General features: G+C 66.9%; 11 protein-coding genes. All 11 read left to right on the top strand.

Annotated features, from left to right (window positions below; translation table 11 throughout):
* Window positions 1-16 precede the first annotated feature (16 nt).
* The 11 genes from EAW56_RS05150 to ileS all read left to right on the top strand — a co-directional run bounded on the left by EAW56_RS05150 (window position 17) and on the right by ileS (window position 14258).
* Window positions 17-1591, top strand: a complete 1575-nt coding sequence (locus EAW56_RS05150) for an FtsW/RodA/SpoVE family cell cycle protein (RefSeq protein WP_208636488.1) — start codon at window positions 17-19, stop codon at window positions 1589-1591.
* Between the two features lie 38 nt (window positions 1592-1629).
* Window positions 1630-2748: a UDP-N-acetylglucosamine--N-acetylmuramyl-(pentapeptide) pyrophosphoryl-undecaprenol N-acetylglucosamine transferase gene (locus EAW56_RS05145; protein WP_122085480.1), complete on the top strand. Its 1119-nt coding sequence runs from the start codon at window positions 1630-1632 to the stop codon at window positions 2746-2748.
* A 34-nt stretch (window positions 2749-2782) separates the two neighbouring features.
* Window positions 2783-4300: a UDP-N-acetylmuramate--L-alanine ligase gene (gene murC, locus EAW56_RS05140; RefSeq protein ID WP_122085478.1), complete on the top strand. Its 1518-nt coding sequence runs from the start codon at window positions 2783-2785 to the stop codon at window positions 4298-4300.
* Window positions 4301-5314: a cell division protein FtsQ/DivIB gene (locus tag EAW56_RS05135; protein WP_122085476.1), complete on the top strand. Its 1014-nt coding sequence runs from the start codon at window positions 4301-4303 to the stop codon at window positions 5312-5314.
* A 142-nt stretch (window positions 5315-5456) separates the two neighbouring features.
* Complete coding sequence (gene ftsZ, locus EAW56_RS05130; protein WP_122085474.1) at window positions 5457-6746, top strand: cell division protein FtsZ; 1290 nt, start codon at window positions 5457-5459, stop codon at window positions 6744-6746.
* Window positions 6747-6791: 45 nt separating this feature from the next.
* On the top strand, window positions 6792-7520 hold the full coding sequence (pgeF, locus tag EAW56_RS05125; RefSeq protein WP_244213359.1) for a peptidoglycan editing factor PgeF: 729 nt from the start codon (window positions 6792-6794) through the stop codon (window positions 7518-7520).
* Window positions 7521-8324, top strand: coding sequence for a YggS family pyridoxal phosphate-dependent enzyme (locus tag EAW56_RS05120; RefSeq protein ID WP_122085471.1), 804 nt, complete (start codon window positions 7521-7523; stop codon window positions 8322-8324). It abuts the gene before it with no gap.
* A 123-nt stretch (window positions 8325-8447) separates the two neighbouring features.
* Window positions 8448-8990 (top strand): cell division protein SepF, encoded by a 543-nt coding sequence (sepF, locus tag EAW56_RS05115; RefSeq protein WP_095278046.1) that lies wholly within the window; start codon window positions 8448-8450, stop codon window positions 8988-8990.
* Window positions 8991-9060: 70 nt separating this feature from the next.
* Window positions 9061-9366, top strand: a complete 306-nt coding sequence (locus EAW56_RS05110; protein ID WP_095278043.1) for a YggT family protein — start codon at window positions 9061-9063, stop codon at window positions 9364-9366.
* A gap of 263 nt (window positions 9367-9629) precedes the next feature.
* The gene (locus tag EAW56_RS05105) at window positions 9630-10712 is read left to right on the top strand and encodes a DivIVA domain-containing protein (RefSeq protein ID WP_122085470.1); all 1083 of its coding nucleotides are present in this window, start codon (window positions 9630-9632) and stop codon (window positions 10710-10712) included.
* A 342-nt stretch (window positions 10713-11054) separates the two neighbouring features.
* Complete coding sequence (gene ileS, locus EAW56_RS05100) at window positions 11055-14258, top strand: isoleucine--tRNA ligase (RefSeq protein ID WP_122085587.1); 3204 nt, start codon at window positions 11055-11057, stop codon at window positions 14256-14258.
* Window positions 14259-14266: the final 8 nt, after the last annotated feature.

The following is a 14266-nucleotide window of genomic DNA, read 5'->3' as shown; positions in this document are numbered from 1 at the left end:
CCACAGGACGCATTCGATGACGCTGAAACCAGACAATCACAGGAGGTCGGAGCGCCCGGCCGGGGCGACTCGCGGGCGCCGCCCCGCCGAGCGTTCCAGCGCCGCGGTCCGACAGGAGTCCCGGCTGGGCAACGCCTCGCGTCGCCTGGGCGAGTTCATGGACTCGCGCCCGCTGCTGGACTACACCATGATCCGCACTGTGGTGCTCGTCCTCGCCGGCCTCGGCGTCGTGATGGTGCTCAGCTCATCCATGGCCATGTCGGTGGCGAACAACCAGGCACCGTGGAGCATCGCACTGCGCCAGCTCCTCATGGTCATCGGCGGCCTGGTCGCGTTCTGGACCGCGTTGAAGATCCCGCCGTCCCGTTTGCACAAGCTCAGCGTCGTGCTCATGGGGGTGGCGGTTTTCCTGCTCATCGCGGTGCTTACGCCGCTGGGCACGGGTAAGGAATCGGTGGGCTCGCAGTCCTGGCTCGAGCTCGGGCCGCTGCGCTTGCAGCCCTCGGAGCTCGCCCGCATCGCCATTGCAATCTGGGGCGCGCAAGAGGTGGCCAACAAGGACGCCACGCGCCCGCTGCAGGCCGGAACCGGCACGCTGCGTTTCACCGTCGTCTCGGTCATCTGCCTGGCGCTCATCGCGGCGCAGGGAGACTTCGGTATGGCGGTCTCGTTCGCGCTCGTCGTCGCGTTCATCCTGCTCTTCGCGGGTATCTCGTGGCGCACGATCGGCATCTTCGCCGGCATCGGCGCGATCTTCCTCTTCAGCCAGTTCGCGGCGGGCGGCTTCCGTTCCAACCGCTTCCACGTCTACTTCGACGCGCTCCTCGGGCACTTCGAGGACACGCGCGGCATCGCGTTCCAGTCGCACCAGGGCTTTCTTTCGCTTGCCGACGGCGCCCTCTTCGGTGTCGGACTCGGCCAATCCCGCGCCAAATGGTTCTACCTCCCGGAGGCGCAAAATGACTTCATCTTCGCCGTCATCGGCGAGGAGCTCGGCCTGTGGGGCGGCGCGCTGGTGATCTGCCTGTTCGCCATGCTCGGCTACTTCGGCCTGCGGGCCGCGCGCCGCGCGCAGACGCAGGAGCAGCGGCTCATGGCTGCCTCGCTGGCGGCCGCTGTGGTCTCCCAGGCGTTCATTAACATCGGCTACGTCGTCGGCCTCCTGCCCGTGACCGGCATCCAGCTGCCGATGCTCTCCGCGGGTGGTACGTCCGCGGTGATCACGTTCGGCGCCATGGGCGTGCTCGCCTCGGTGGCGCGCCACGAGCCGGATGCGGTTTCCGCGATGCAGAACTACGGGCGTCCGCTCTTTGACCAACTGTTGTTGATTGGGGAGCCACGGCCCGTCGATACGCAAGGCACCCCGCGCCCGAAGACCGCATCGCGGAAGCGCGAAGGGTCGCGCTCGGGGCGGGTCGTTCGACCGAACCAGCGCGACGCGCGCTTCGGCACACCCGTCACGGCGCGCGGCGCGGCGGGGTCCGGTCGCCGCACCGACGACGAACGAGGTCGCCCGAGCAGGCGCCGCGAGCAGGCGCGCTACGATGAACCACGAAACAGCGCTCGCAGGGGCGAGCGCCGGGCCGGCTAACGCTGCCGGTCAGCGACGTGAAAGGCGGAAATACGGCAATGGCTGAAACGCACGACGGAGACGGTACCCAGCTCAACACCCAGCTCAATGTGGTGGTAGCCGGCGGCGGCACTGCGGGCCACATCGAGCCCGCCCTCGCGGTCGGCGAGGTCCTGCGCGACACCTATGGCGCGCGCGTCGTCGCTCTGGGCACGGAGAAGGGGTTGGAGACGACCATTGTGCCCGCGCGAGGATTCGAGCTCGAGCTCATTGACCCGGTGCCGATGCCCCGCAAGCAGCCGCTGAAGTGGGCGGGCATCCCGCTGAAGCTGCGCCGCGCAGTGCGTCAAACCGCGGACATCATGAAGGAGAGCGGCGCGGACGTGGTCTTCGGCACCGGCGGATACGTCGCCGGTCCCGCGTACCTGGCCGCGCGCCAGCTGCGTCTGCCGTTCTTTGTCCTGGAGACCAACGCGCTGGCCGGTATGGCGAACAAGCTCGGCGTGCGACTCGGCGGCATTGGGCTCAACGCCGTGCCGAACTCGGGCATGGCCGGCGACGTCGTCGGGATCCCCGTGCGCCCGGGCGTGGGAGACGACCCGGACGGGGCGAAGGCCGGGCGCGGATACAAGATGTGGGACCTGGACCCCAACACGAAGACGGTCCTGGTCACCGGTGGTTCCCAGGGCGCGGTGAACATTAACCGCGCGCTTGCCGGCGCGGTGGAGCGGATCACCGGCGCTGGGTTCCAGGTCCTGCACGCGTACGGCCGGAAGAACGACGCCCCCGCGACCATGGATGGCTACACGGCCGTGCCGTACATCGACGATATGGAGGCCGCGTACGCTGTCGCGGACCTCGTGGTCTGCCGTTCCGGCGCCATGACCGTGGCTGAAAACTCCGCCGCAGGACTGCCCGCGATCTACGTCCCGCTGCCGCACGGCAACGGCGAGCAGGGGCTCAACTCCGCGCACCTTGTTGCCACCGGGGCCGCAGTGCGTATCGACGACGCGTCGCTCACCCCCGACGTACTCGCCGAAGAAGTCCTGGGCATCCTGGGCAGCCCGGACCGTTACCAAGAGATGCGCAGCGCCCTCGAAACCTCGGGCGCTGGCAACGTGGCTGAAGAACTCGCGCGGCGCATCACCAAGGCCGCCGCCCGCAGCGCGCACCAATAGCCTCGCCGATCCACCCAATAAGAAGGAGACTCCAATGACGCCGACGACTACCCCGGGCGCTTCCGACCCGGCCGAGACCCCAATCGACCTCTCCCGCGTCCACCTCATCGGCATCGGCGGCGCCGGCATGTCCGGCGTGGCCCACATCCTGCTCGACCGCGGCTCCGTGGTCACCGGTTCGGACGTGAAGGAGTCGCGCCCGGTCCGCGCGCTGCGTCTGCAGGGCGCGGAGGTGGCCATCGGCCACGCGCGCGAAAACCTCGAGCTTTCCGCTGAGCTCCCGACCGTCGTGGTGACCAGCTTCGCCGCGATCCCCAAGGACAACCCGGAGTTGGTGCGCGCCGCAGAGGAGGGAATCCCGGTGATCCGCCGCTCCGACCTCCTTGGCGAGCTCATGGAGGGCTACACCCAGGTGCTCCTCGCCGGGACGCACGGCAAGACCTCCACCACGTCCATGGCGGTGGTGGCGCTGCAGGCGGCCGGGGTGGACCCCTCCTTCGCCATTGGCGGTCAGCTCAACCGCGCCGGCACGAACGCCCACCACGGAGCCGGCGACGTGTTCGTGGCCGAGGCGGACGAGTCGGACGCGTCGCTGCTTCGCTACAAGCCGAACGTCGCGGTGATTACCAACATCGAGCCCGACCACCTCGACTTCTTCAAAACCCACGAGGCGTACTTCCAGGTCTTCGACGACTTCGCCGACCGCGTCCAGCCCGGCGGCCACCTCGTGGTCTGCCTGGACGACCCGCACGCAGCCGAGTGCGGTGAGCGCGCCGCCGCCCGGGGCGTGAACGTGCTTGGCTACGGCACTGCGGAGGCCGTCGCGGCCCACCCCGACGTCCCCGCCGGCGCCGTGATCACCGAGGAAACGGTGGAAGGCTCCTACGTCACGACGACTGTGGAGCTGAACGTGCCCGAACACACCGCCACGGTGCGCTATCAGCTCAGTGTCCCGGGCCGCCACATGGTGCTCAACTCCGCGGCCGCGCTGCTCGCTGGCGTGCTTGCCGGCGCCGACCCGGAGAAGCTGGGGGAGGGGCTCACCGACTTTTCCGGCGTGCGCCGCCGCTTCGAGTTCCGCGGCCAGGTCGAGGGCGGCGACTTCGACGGCGTGCGCGTCTACGATGACTACGCCCACCACCCGACCGAGGTCAACGCGGTGCTCACCGCCGCGCGCGACAAGGTGACCACCGAGGGTAACGGCGCGCGCGTCATCGTCTGCTTCCAGCCGCACCTCTACTCCCGCACCGAAGCCTTCGCCGAGGACTTTGCCCAGGCCCTTTCGCTTGCCGACGCCTGCGTCGTCCTCGACATCTACGGAGCCCGAGAAACCCCCGTGGAGGGTGTAACCTCGCGGATCATCACCGACCGCATCGCAGACGGGACCGAGGTCCGCTTGGAGCCCGACTTCTCTGCGGCGCCGCGGACGGTGGCGTCCCTGACGAAGCCGGGCGACCTCGTGCTGACGATGGGTGCGGGCAGCGTGACGCTGCTCGCGCCGGAGATCCTCCGCGAGCTCTCGGGAAACGCGACGCCGGGCGCGGAGGCCTAAATGTCCACCGCGATCGGCAGTTCCGGCACCCCGGACCCGGAGGAGCCCCAAGACACTCAAGACGCCCAAGATCCGCAAGACTCGCAAGATTCAGACGACTCGCGCGAGGAGCCGCAGATCCCGGAGGTCGACGGCGACGTTGACCCCGCGGACGAGGGAGCCGTCGACCCCGCGGACGAGGGCGAGCTCGACCCGGAGGAGTGGGACGAGAGCGAGCCGGAGCCCGAGCCAGGCGAGTCATCCAGCCCCGTACGCGCGCGTGCCCAAGAGACGACCGCTGCGCCGCGCGCCGAAGCGGCAGCCGAGGAGCCGCCGACACCGGTCGACGACGCGGCGTTGCGCGCCAAGCGCATGCGGAGGCGTCGTCGCGCCGTTGGCTCCGTGGCCCTCGCCGTTGTGGTCATCGGCGTCGTGGGCGCGATCATGCCGTTTACCCCGATGATGCCGGTCCACGGGATCAACGTGGACGGCACCCAGAACCTCAGCGTCAGCGAGGTCCAGGACCTCACGGGGATCGAGCCGGAGACGCCGATGGGCCGGGTGGACGTGCAGGGTGCCGCGCAGCGCGTCGCCGGGAACCCGTGGGTGAGCTCCGTGACGGTCAAGCGCGACTGGCCGAGCGCCATCGATGTCGTGGTGGACGAGCACAAGCCGGTCGCGTTTGTCACTGAGGATGACGGCGCGCACTTGATCGATGTCGAAGGCAAGGACTTCATTATCGCCGAGCCCCCGGCGGGCGCGATGGAGCTGGTTGGGCCCGGAATCGGTGATGAGGAGGGGAAGCGGCACGCGGTGGAGATCGCGGCGTCGATAAGCGAAAAAGCCCGTGGCGAGGTCGAGTCTTTGGAGGCGCGCGGGCCGTACGAGTACGTGCTGCACGTGGCCGGCGGGCGGCAAGTGACGTGGGGTGCTGCGGAGGACAACATAAATAAGGCGCTCGCGCTTGAGACCGTGCTGCAACTGGAGGGCACGGAGTTCAATATCTCGAACCCGGAACTCGTCACGTCGCGGTAAAACCCCAGGTCAAAACTCTAAAGTAGAGGTTGAGGGTCGTGACACGCCGGGGGAGAAAACAAAAATCTCCGTTGCGTCATTCATGATGGAACGCGTTAGAAAGAAACCACTCCTCACTGTTTGAAAGGCGAGTCACCACACCATGACCTCTCCCGCGAACTACCTCGCCATGATCCGCGTTGTCGGTGTCGGCGGCGGTGGCGTCAACGCCGTCAACCGCATGATCGAAGAAGGCCTGAAGGGCGTCGAATTCGTCGCCATTAACACCGACTCGCAGGCGCTGCTGTTTACGGATGCCGATACGAAGCTGGACATCGGCCGCGAAGCCACCCGTGGCCTCGGCGCGGGTGCGAACCCGGAGGTTGGCCGTACTTCCGCGGAGGACCACAAGCAGGAGATCGAGGAGTCGCTGAAGGGCTCCGACATGGTGTTCGTGACCGCCGGCGAGGGCGGCGGCACCGGCACCGGTGCGGCCCCGGTCGTCGCCGGCATTGCCAAGAAGATGGGCGCCCTGACCATCGGCGTGGTCACCCGCCCGTTCACCTTTGAGGGCAAGCGCCGCACCCGCCAGGCACTCGAGGGCATCGAGGCGCTCAAGGAGGTCTGCGACACCGTCATCGTCATCCCGAACGACCGCCTGCTGCAGCTGGGCGAGGCGGAGCTGTCCATGATGGACGCGTTCCGCGCCGCCGATGAGGTGCTCTACAACGGTGTGCAGGGTATTACCAACCTGATCACCATCCCAGGCATGATCAACGTCGACTTCGCCGACGTGCGCTCTGTCATGGCCGACGCCGGCTCCGCGCTCATGGGCGTCGGCTCCGCGCGCGGCGACAACCGCGTGATGACCGCGACCGAGCAGGCCATCAACTCCCCGCTGCTCGAGGCCACCATGGAGGGCGCTAAGGGCGTGCTGATCTCCGTCGCCGGCGGCTCGGACCTCGGCCTGATGGAGGTGAACAACGCGGCTTCCATCGTCGAGGGCAAGGCCGACGAGGACGCGAACATTATCTTCGGCACGATCATCGACGACAACCTGGGCGACGAGGTCCGCGTGACCATCATCGCCACCGGCTTTGACGAGAAGGCCAACGTGCGTGCCGAGGCCACCCGCCAGGGCGAGCCGCAGATCCAGACCGCCCAGGCGCAGTCCGGCTCCAGCGCGGCACAGATCGACGGCGCCTCCTCGGCCACCCCGGCCCCGTCCCGCGGCTCGCTATTCGACGACCGCGCGGTGGAGACCAACCAGTCCGAGCCCAGCCAGCGTGGCTACGAGGACCGCCAGCCGCGCCACAGCTACGATTCGCAGCGAGGCGGCCTGTTCACCAGCTCCGACCGTAGCTACAGCGACCGCGGCGAGGTCCGTCGCGACGATCGCGACAACCGCGGCGACGACGATTTCGATCTCGACGTCCCCGATTTCCTGCGTTAACCACCAGCGCTCGCCCGGCCGCGTGAGCCGGGTAGCCTGGTTGGCATGGAAAACCTGACAACCCGCCCCGTCCGCATGGTGTTTACCTCCCGTGCCGGCGGGGCTTCTGCGTCCCCGTACGACAGCTTCAACCTCGCGCTCCACGTCGGGGACGACGAAGCGCAGGTGCATGCTAATCGACGCCGCCTCGCCACCATCCTCGACCTCCCCGAAGAGCACTTCGTGTGGATGGAACAGCTCCACACCAACTCCGTCACCGTGGTCGACGGCCCCCAGGCCGACCCCGTCGAAGCGACCGACGCTCTCGTCACCACCCAGACCGGACTTGCGTTGTGCGTGCTGGTCGCGGACTGCACTCCGGTGCTGCTTTCGGACCACGACGCCGGCGTCATCGCCGCCGTCCACGCGGGCCGGTTGGGCGCGCGCAATGGCATCGTGGCACGCACCGTGCAGCAGATGGTGGAGCTGGGGGCGAAGCCGGCCAATATCCAAGCGCTTTTGGGACCGGCCGCGGCGGGCGAGTCCTACGAGGTCCCCGCGGAGATGGCGGACGACGTGGAAGCACACCTGCCGGGCTCCCGCTGCGCCACGAGCAAGGGCACGGCGGGCCTGGACATCCGTGCCGGTATCGTGCGCCAACTGCTCTCGCTGGGCGTGACGCACATCGACGCCGACCCGCGCGACACCATTACGGACGAGTCCTTCTTCTCTCACCGCCGCGAGGGAACGACGGGGCGTCAGGCCGGCGTGATTTGGCTGACGGGGGCGAAATAAATGACTGAGCAACACGCCGGGCAACATGCCGAGCAACAGCACGGCGACCTCAGCGCGGCGCAGCTGCGCGAGAACCTCGAGACCGTGCGAGAGCGGATCCGCGCTGCGGAACGCGCAGCCAACCGCGAGCCGGGAAGCGTGGCGCTCCTGCCGGTGACCAAGTTCCACGGTGCTGGAACAGTCGAAGCGCTCGCCGCCGCCGGGGTCCGCCTGGTGGGGGAGAACCGTGAGCAGGAGGCGCGCGCGAAGGCGGAAACGCTCGCCACCGACGGCGTGGACTGTGGGATAGTCATGATCGGCCAAATCCAATCCAAGAAGGCTAACGCCGTGGCCCGATGGGCGTCCGAGGTCCACTCGGTGGACTCGGTCAAGCTCGCCCGGGGGCTGGACCGCGGGATGGCGCTCGCGATCGAGCGCGGCGACCGCCGGGACGGCGCCGGAGACGTGCTGCGCTGCTTGGTGCAGGTGTCTGCCGACGGCGACACCAGCCGCGGCGGCGTCGCGCTGGATGGCGCGTCATTCGGCGGCGTCGATGCGGAGGAGACGGTCTCGCACGTCGTTGGGGCCGTCGAGGACGCGGAACACCTCGTCTTTGACGGTTTCATGGTCGTGCCGCCGCTGGACGCCGAACCAGGCGAAGTGTTCGCGCTCGTCCGCCAGCTGACGGACGAGTGGTCGGCCAAGCTGGGGCGCACGCTGCGGATGTCAGCAGGGATGTCCGGCGACTTCGAGCTCGCTATTGCGCACGGCTCAGACGTGGTGCGTGTCGGAACAGCTGTGGTTGGTCCGCGGCCCGTAGGCTAAGCGCGAACCTTACAAATAACACGCCCGGTATTTGTCCGGTCTTCGTCCCGGTCTGGCCTCGATCTGAGCAGCATTGGGCAGTACAAGGGGCACTTCAAGCACCGCAATCAAGGAGCACGATCAATGTCTTTTTTTGACAGCGCGAAGGAATTCCTCGGCCTCGGCCCCTACGGCGAGGACGACGCCTACTATGACGACGCATACGACCGTGACGACCGTGATGACCGTGTTGGCACGGACATGCGCGACGATCGCGGTGACCGCCGGGCTCAGTCCGCCCACGCTGCGCATGAGGTCCGGGACGTCCGCGATGTTGAGCCATCGCGAGCGCACCGTTACTCCTCCGCAGCCGACCGCGATTACGCCGAGCCGCGCGTGCGTCGTGACGCCCAGGTCGTGATCCCGATGCTGCACTCGTACCAGGACGCGAAGCAGGTTGGCGAGCCCTTCCGCGATGGCAACATTGTGATCATGGACCTGACCAGCCTGAGCAAGGTCCAGGCGAAGGCGTTCATCGACTTCTCCTCCGGACTGTGCATGGCGCTGCGGGGCACGATGCACAACCTGACGTCGCGTCTTGACGTCGACCGTCGCGTCTTCGCCATCGTGCCCGATGGGGTCGACGTCGATGAGCAGGACTTGCAGCGTCGAGCGCACCTGGTCTAGCCAGGAAGACGTGACACGCGCGGGGTAGCGGTTGCACCCCGCGCGTTTTGCTATAGGTATGGTGGCGCACGTGGCAATTTTCGGAGCAATACTGTACGCCCTCGTTGGCCTCTATTCGTTCGTGGTGATCCTCCGCGTCATCATTGAAATGGTGGAAAGCTTTTCACGGCACTTTGACCCGCCCCACTGGTTCATGGTCGCTGGAGAGGCGATCTTTGTGGTGACGGATCCCCCGGTGAAGGCACTGCGGAGGATGATCCCGCCGTTACGGATGTCCAACGGCATCGGTTTTGACCTCAGCGTCATCGTGCTGTTTGTCGTCCTCGTCGTGGTGCAGATGGTAATTCGCGCCACCCTCATTACTCCGTTCGTCTGAGAGTGGAAACCTGCAGCTCAACCGGAGGTAGAGATTCTTGAATAAGTGCGAATTTCCCCCGCTTTTTGCGCTTCACTCGACACATACCGCGTCTTCACGTGTATAAATAGATTGACTCGACGTGGCGGAGCTCTCCGTATCGGCTAGAATCGTCGGGTAAAAGCGTTACAAATTATTAGAAACACGGATTGCTTTCCCGTAACGTGGGAGGAAATCCTGTGCCCGGGTAGCCGGGTACGTCACTGACTTCGAAGGGAACGCCCATGCCGCTGACTCCAGCAGACGTGCACAATGTCGCTTTCAGTAAGCCTCCGATTGGCAAGCGGGGCTACAACGAGGATGAGGTCGACCAGTTCCTGGACCTCGTTGAGGACACGCTCGCCCAACTGCAGGACGAGAACGATGATCTGCGCGCCCGCGTGGATGAGGTTGCCGCTGGCGGCGCCGCGACCGGCGGTGCTGCAGCCGCGTCCGCGTCGCAGTCCTCTGCAGTCGACGAGGCGGCTGTGCGCAAGCAGGTCGAGCAGGAGCTCCGTGCTGAGTACGAGAAGAAGCTGCGTGACGCGAAGACTGCCACGGACAAGGCAGAGGCCGAGGCCCGCACCGCGAAGAGCGAGGCGGAAAAGGCCCGCAAGCAGGCCGAGGCCGCAAAGCAGGACGCCGACAAGCGTGTTGCTGAGGCGAAGCGCTCCGCAGAGTCCGCAGCCAAGAGCACCACGCAGGGCTCCTCCATCGCCGCGCCTGCCGCAGCTGCGGCTGCCGGGGCATCCGCTGAGGCTGCCTCCGCCGACACCCACGTCCAGGCCGCCAAGGTCCTTGGCCTGGCACAGGAGATGGCGGACCGTCTGACCAGCGACGCGCAGGCTGAGGCCCGCTCCATGCTGGATGAGGCCCGCGGTGCCGCCGCGCGCCAGCTTGCGGACGCAGACACCAAGGCGAAGAAGCAGCTGGCCGATGCGGAGTCCCGCTCCCACACCCAGCTCGAGGACGCGAAGAAGCGCGCGGCCGAGACCACCACGACCGCGGAGACCCGCGCGAAGCAGCTCGTGGCGGACGCCGAGAAGAAGGCGCAGGAGACCACCAGCGACGCAAACTCCCGTGCCGAGGCGCAGATCCGTCAGGCCGAGGAGCAGGCGCACAAGCTGCAGGCCGATGCAGAGCGCAAGCACACGGAGATCATGAACACGGTCAAGCAGCAGCAGAACGCGCTGGAGAACCGTATTGCCGAGCTCCGCACCTTCGAGCGCGAGTACCGCACTCGCCTGAAGACCCTGCTGCAGTCCCAGCTTGAAGAGCTGGAGACCCGCGGCACCTCCGCACCGAGCGGCGACGCCGGCGCGAAGTAGCACAGCACGCGCTCTCAACGCCCCGCGCGCGGACCTGGGATGAGGTTCGTGGGCGGGGCGTTGGCGTCGATAAGCATGCTCCGCACCGCACGGGCCAGGAGTGCGTTATACTGGCGAGGCACTTCAACAGCGCACGTGCTGATCCGGCCATCACCGGGGAGCGTTTTCGGAAGAACCCCGCGGCTGCAGGGCTGCGGCAAGTAGAACCGGACGTGAACAAGGGGAGACGTCACTTCCTTCACCACAAATGAAGCGGGAGCTGGCTCTTTGGTTGGCTTCAAGCAGGGTGGTACCGCGCGACTTTCCGCGTCCCTGCACGAGAACCGCAACGTGCGTGGAGGAATGATGACCGAGGTAGGTGGCGTCTACCCCAAGGTAGACATGACTGGTGGCAGCAGCCGGTTCCCGGACATGGAACGGATCGTGCTGGACTACTGGAACAGCGACGGGACCTTTCAGGCCTCGCTGAAAAACCGTGAAGACGCCGAAGAGTACGTGTTCAATGACGGCCCGCCCTTTGCCAACGGCCTGCCGCACTACGGCCACCTGCTCACCGGCTACGTCAAGGACATCGTCCCGCGCTACCGCACGATGTCCGGCTACCACGTGCCGCGCGTGTTTGGCTGGGACTGCCACGGCCTGCCCGCCGAGCTGGAGGCGGAGAAGCAGCTGGGCATCAAGGACAAAGCGGAGATCGAGGACATGGGCCTCGAGCGCTTCAACGAGTACTGCGCAAAGTCCGTCATGCACTACGCGGACGAGTGGGAAAACTACGTCACGCGTCAGGCTCGTTGGGTCGACTTTGAAAACGGCTACAAGACGATGGACCCGGAGTTCATGGAGTCCGTCATGTGGGCGTTCAAGGAGCTCTACGACAAGGGCTTGATCTACCAGGGCTTCCGCGTCCTGCCGTACTCGTGGGCGGAGCACACGCCGCTGTCCAACCAGGAGACCCGCCTGGACGATTCCTACCGCGAGCGCCAGGACCCCACGGTGACGGTGACCATGCCGTTCACCGGTGGCCGTGAGGGCTTCGCCGCCGCAACCACGTGGGAGGAGCACCCAGAGCTTCACGACGCCGCCGCGATCGCCTGGACCACCACCCCGTGGACCCTCCCGTCCAACCTGGCCCTGGCGGTCCACCCGGAGGTGGAGTACTCGCTGGTCCGCGTTGCCGAGGACGGTGTCGAGGGCTTCGCCGGAGCGAAGCTGCTGCTGGCCACCGACCTCATGGGCGCCTACGCCAAGGAGCTGGGCACGGACCCGGAGGTCGTCGCCACCTTCACCGGCGCGCAGCTGGAGGGGCTGGAGTACGAGCCGGTCTTCGACTACTTCAAGGACACGAAGAACGCGTTCATGATCCTCCTGGCGGACTACGTCACCACCGAGGACGGTACCGGTGTGGTCCACCAGGCGCCCGCCTTTGGTGAAGACGATATGCTCACCACCGAAAAGTACGACATCGACTTGGTCATCCCGGTCGACGCCGACGGCAAGTTCACCAGCCTCGTCCCCGAGTACGAGGGCAAGCTGGTGTTTGACGCGAACCGCGACATCATCCGCGAGCTCAAGGCTGCGGGCCGCGTGGTGCGCGACCAGACCATCGTCCACTCCTACCCGCACTCCTGGCGCTCCGGCGAGCCGCTCATCTACATGGCGCTGCCGGCATGGTTTGTCAAGGTCACCGAGTTCCGCGACCGCATGGTTGAACTGAACCAGCAGATCGACTGGATCCCGTCGCACATCCGCGACGGCCAGTTTGGCAAGTGGCTGGAGGGCGCGCGCGACTGGAACATCTCGCGTACCCGCTACTGGGGCTCCCCGGTGCCGGCGTGGGTGTCGGACAACCCGGAGTACCCGCGCGTCGACGTGTACGGCTCCCTCGACGAGCTCGAGCGCGACTTCGGCCGACGCCCCGAATCGCTGCACCGCCCGCACATCGACGAGCTGGTGCGCCCCAACCCGGACGATCCGACGGGCAAGTCCATGATGCGCCGCGTGCCGGACGTGCTGGACTGCTGGTTCGAGTCCGGCTCGATGCCGTTCGCCCAGTACCACTACCCGTTTGAAAACGTGGAGGAGTTTGAAACCCGCCAGCCGGCCGACTTCATCGTGGAGTACTCCGGCCAGACTCGCGGCTGGTTCTACCTCCAGCACGTGATGTCCACCGCGCTGTTCGACCGCCCGGCGTTTAAGAAGGTTGTCGCCCACGGCATCGTGCTCGGCGACGACGGCCTGAAGATGTCCAAGTCCAAGGGCAACTACCCGGACGTCAACGAGGTCTTTGACCGCGACGGCTCTGACGCGATGCGCTGGTTCCTCATGTCCAGCGCCATCCTGCGCGGCGGCAACCTCATCGTCACCGAGCAAGGCATCCGCGACGGCGTGCGCCAGGCGCTCCTGCCAATCTGGAACGCGTACTCGTTCCTGCAGCTCTACAGCTCGCACGAGGCGACCTGGTCGCTGGACTCCACCGACGTGCTCGACCGCTACATCCTGGCCAAGACGCACGACGTGGTCGCGGCTGTCGACGCCGCGCTTGCAGACACCCGCATCGCCGACGCCTGCGACGAGGTGCGCCGTTTCGCCGACACCCTGACCAACTGGTACGTGCGCCGCTCCCGCGACCGGTTCTGGGAGGGCCAGGAGGCGCACCCGGAGGCCTTCAACACCCTGTACACGGTGCTGGAGATCCTCACCCGCGTCACCGCGCCGCTGCTGCCGTACATCTCCGAGGTCATCTGGCGTGGCCTGACCGGCGGGCGCTCCGTGCACCTCACGGACTACCCGCAGGCGGACACCATCCCGTCTGATGACGCACTCGTGGCCACGATGGACGCCACCCGTGCGGTGTGCTCCGCGGCTTCCTCGGTGCGCAAGTCCCGCAAGCTGCGCAACCGCCTGCCGCTGCCCAAGCTCACCGTGGCGCTGCCGAACGCGAATGACCTGGCCGACTTCGCCCCGGTCATCCGCGACGAGGTCAACGTCAAGTCCGTCGAGCTGACCGAGGACGTAGATTCGGCGGGTTCCTTTGAGGTCGTCGTGAACGCGAAGGTCGCTGGCCCGAAGCTGGGTAAGGACGTGCAGCGTGCCATCAAGAATGTGAAGGCGGGCAACTACGAGCGCCGCGGCGACGACGTGGTGGTCGACGGCGACATCGTGCTTACCCCGGAGCTCTACACGGAGCGACTCGTGGCCGAAAACCCGGAGAGCACCGCGCGCGTGGACGCGAACGACGGTGTCGCCGGCCTGGTCGTCCTGGACACCGAGGTCACTGAGGAACTGGAGGCCGAGGGCTGGGCCGCCGATGTCATCCGCGGTCTGCAGGACGCGCGTAAGCGCGAGGGCCTCGAGGTCTCTGACCGCATCGCCGTGGTGCTCTCCGTGCCGGCGAAGAAGGAGGGGTGGGCCAAGCGCCACGCCGAGCACATCGCCGGCGAGACCCTGGCTACCGATTTCTCCGTCACCACCGACGCGCTGTCCGGTGAGCAGACCGTGCACGAGGTGATCGACGGCGTGACGGCGCGGGTGCGCAAGAACGCGTAGCCCGCGCC

Source organism: Corynebacterium gottingense, from assembly GCF_003693265.1.
Lineage (GTDB): Bacteria > Actinomycetota > Actinomycetes > Mycobacteriales > Mycobacteriaceae > Corynebacterium > Corynebacterium gottingense.
This window is presented reverse-complemented; position numbering and strand designations above follow the sequence as displayed.

Coding starts and splice junctions, on each gene's coding strand:
- murC (WP_122085478.1), top strand. CDS start 2,783: ATGACGCCGACGACTACCCCGGGCGCTTCCGACCCGGCCGAGACCCCA.
- EAW56_RS05145 (WP_122085480.1), top strand. CDS start 1,630: ATGGCTGAAACGCACGACGGAGACGGTACCCAGCTCAACACCCAGCTC.
- pgeF (WP_244213359.1), top strand. CDS start 6,792: ATGGAAAACCTGACAACCCGCCCCGTCCGCATGGTGTTTACCTCCCGT.
- EAW56_RS05120 (WP_122085471.1), top strand. CDS start 7,521: ATGACTGAGCAACACGCCGGGCAACATGCCGAGCAACAGCACGGCGAC.
- sepF (WP_095278046.1), top strand. CDS start 8,448: ATGTCTTTTTTTGACAGCGCGAAGGAATTCCTCGGCCTCGGCCCCTAC.
- EAW56_RS05150 (WP_208636488.1), top strand. CDS start 17: ATGACGCTGAAACCAGACAATCACAGGAGGTCGGAGCGCCCGGCCGGG.
- ftsZ (WP_122085474.1), top strand. CDS start 5,457: ATGACCTCTCCCGCGAACTACCTCGCCATGATCCGCGTTGTCGGTGTC.
- EAW56_RS05135 (WP_122085476.1), top strand. CDS start 4,301: ATGTCCACCGCGATCGGCAGTTCCGGCACCCCGGACCCGGAGGAGCCC.
- EAW56_RS05105 (WP_122085470.1), top strand. CDS start 9,630: ATGCCGCTGACTCCAGCAGACGTGCACAATGTCGCTTTCAGTAAGCCT.
- ileS (WP_122085587.1), top strand. CDS start 11,055: ATGATGACCGAGGTAGGTGGCGTCTACCCCAAGGTAGACATGACTGGT.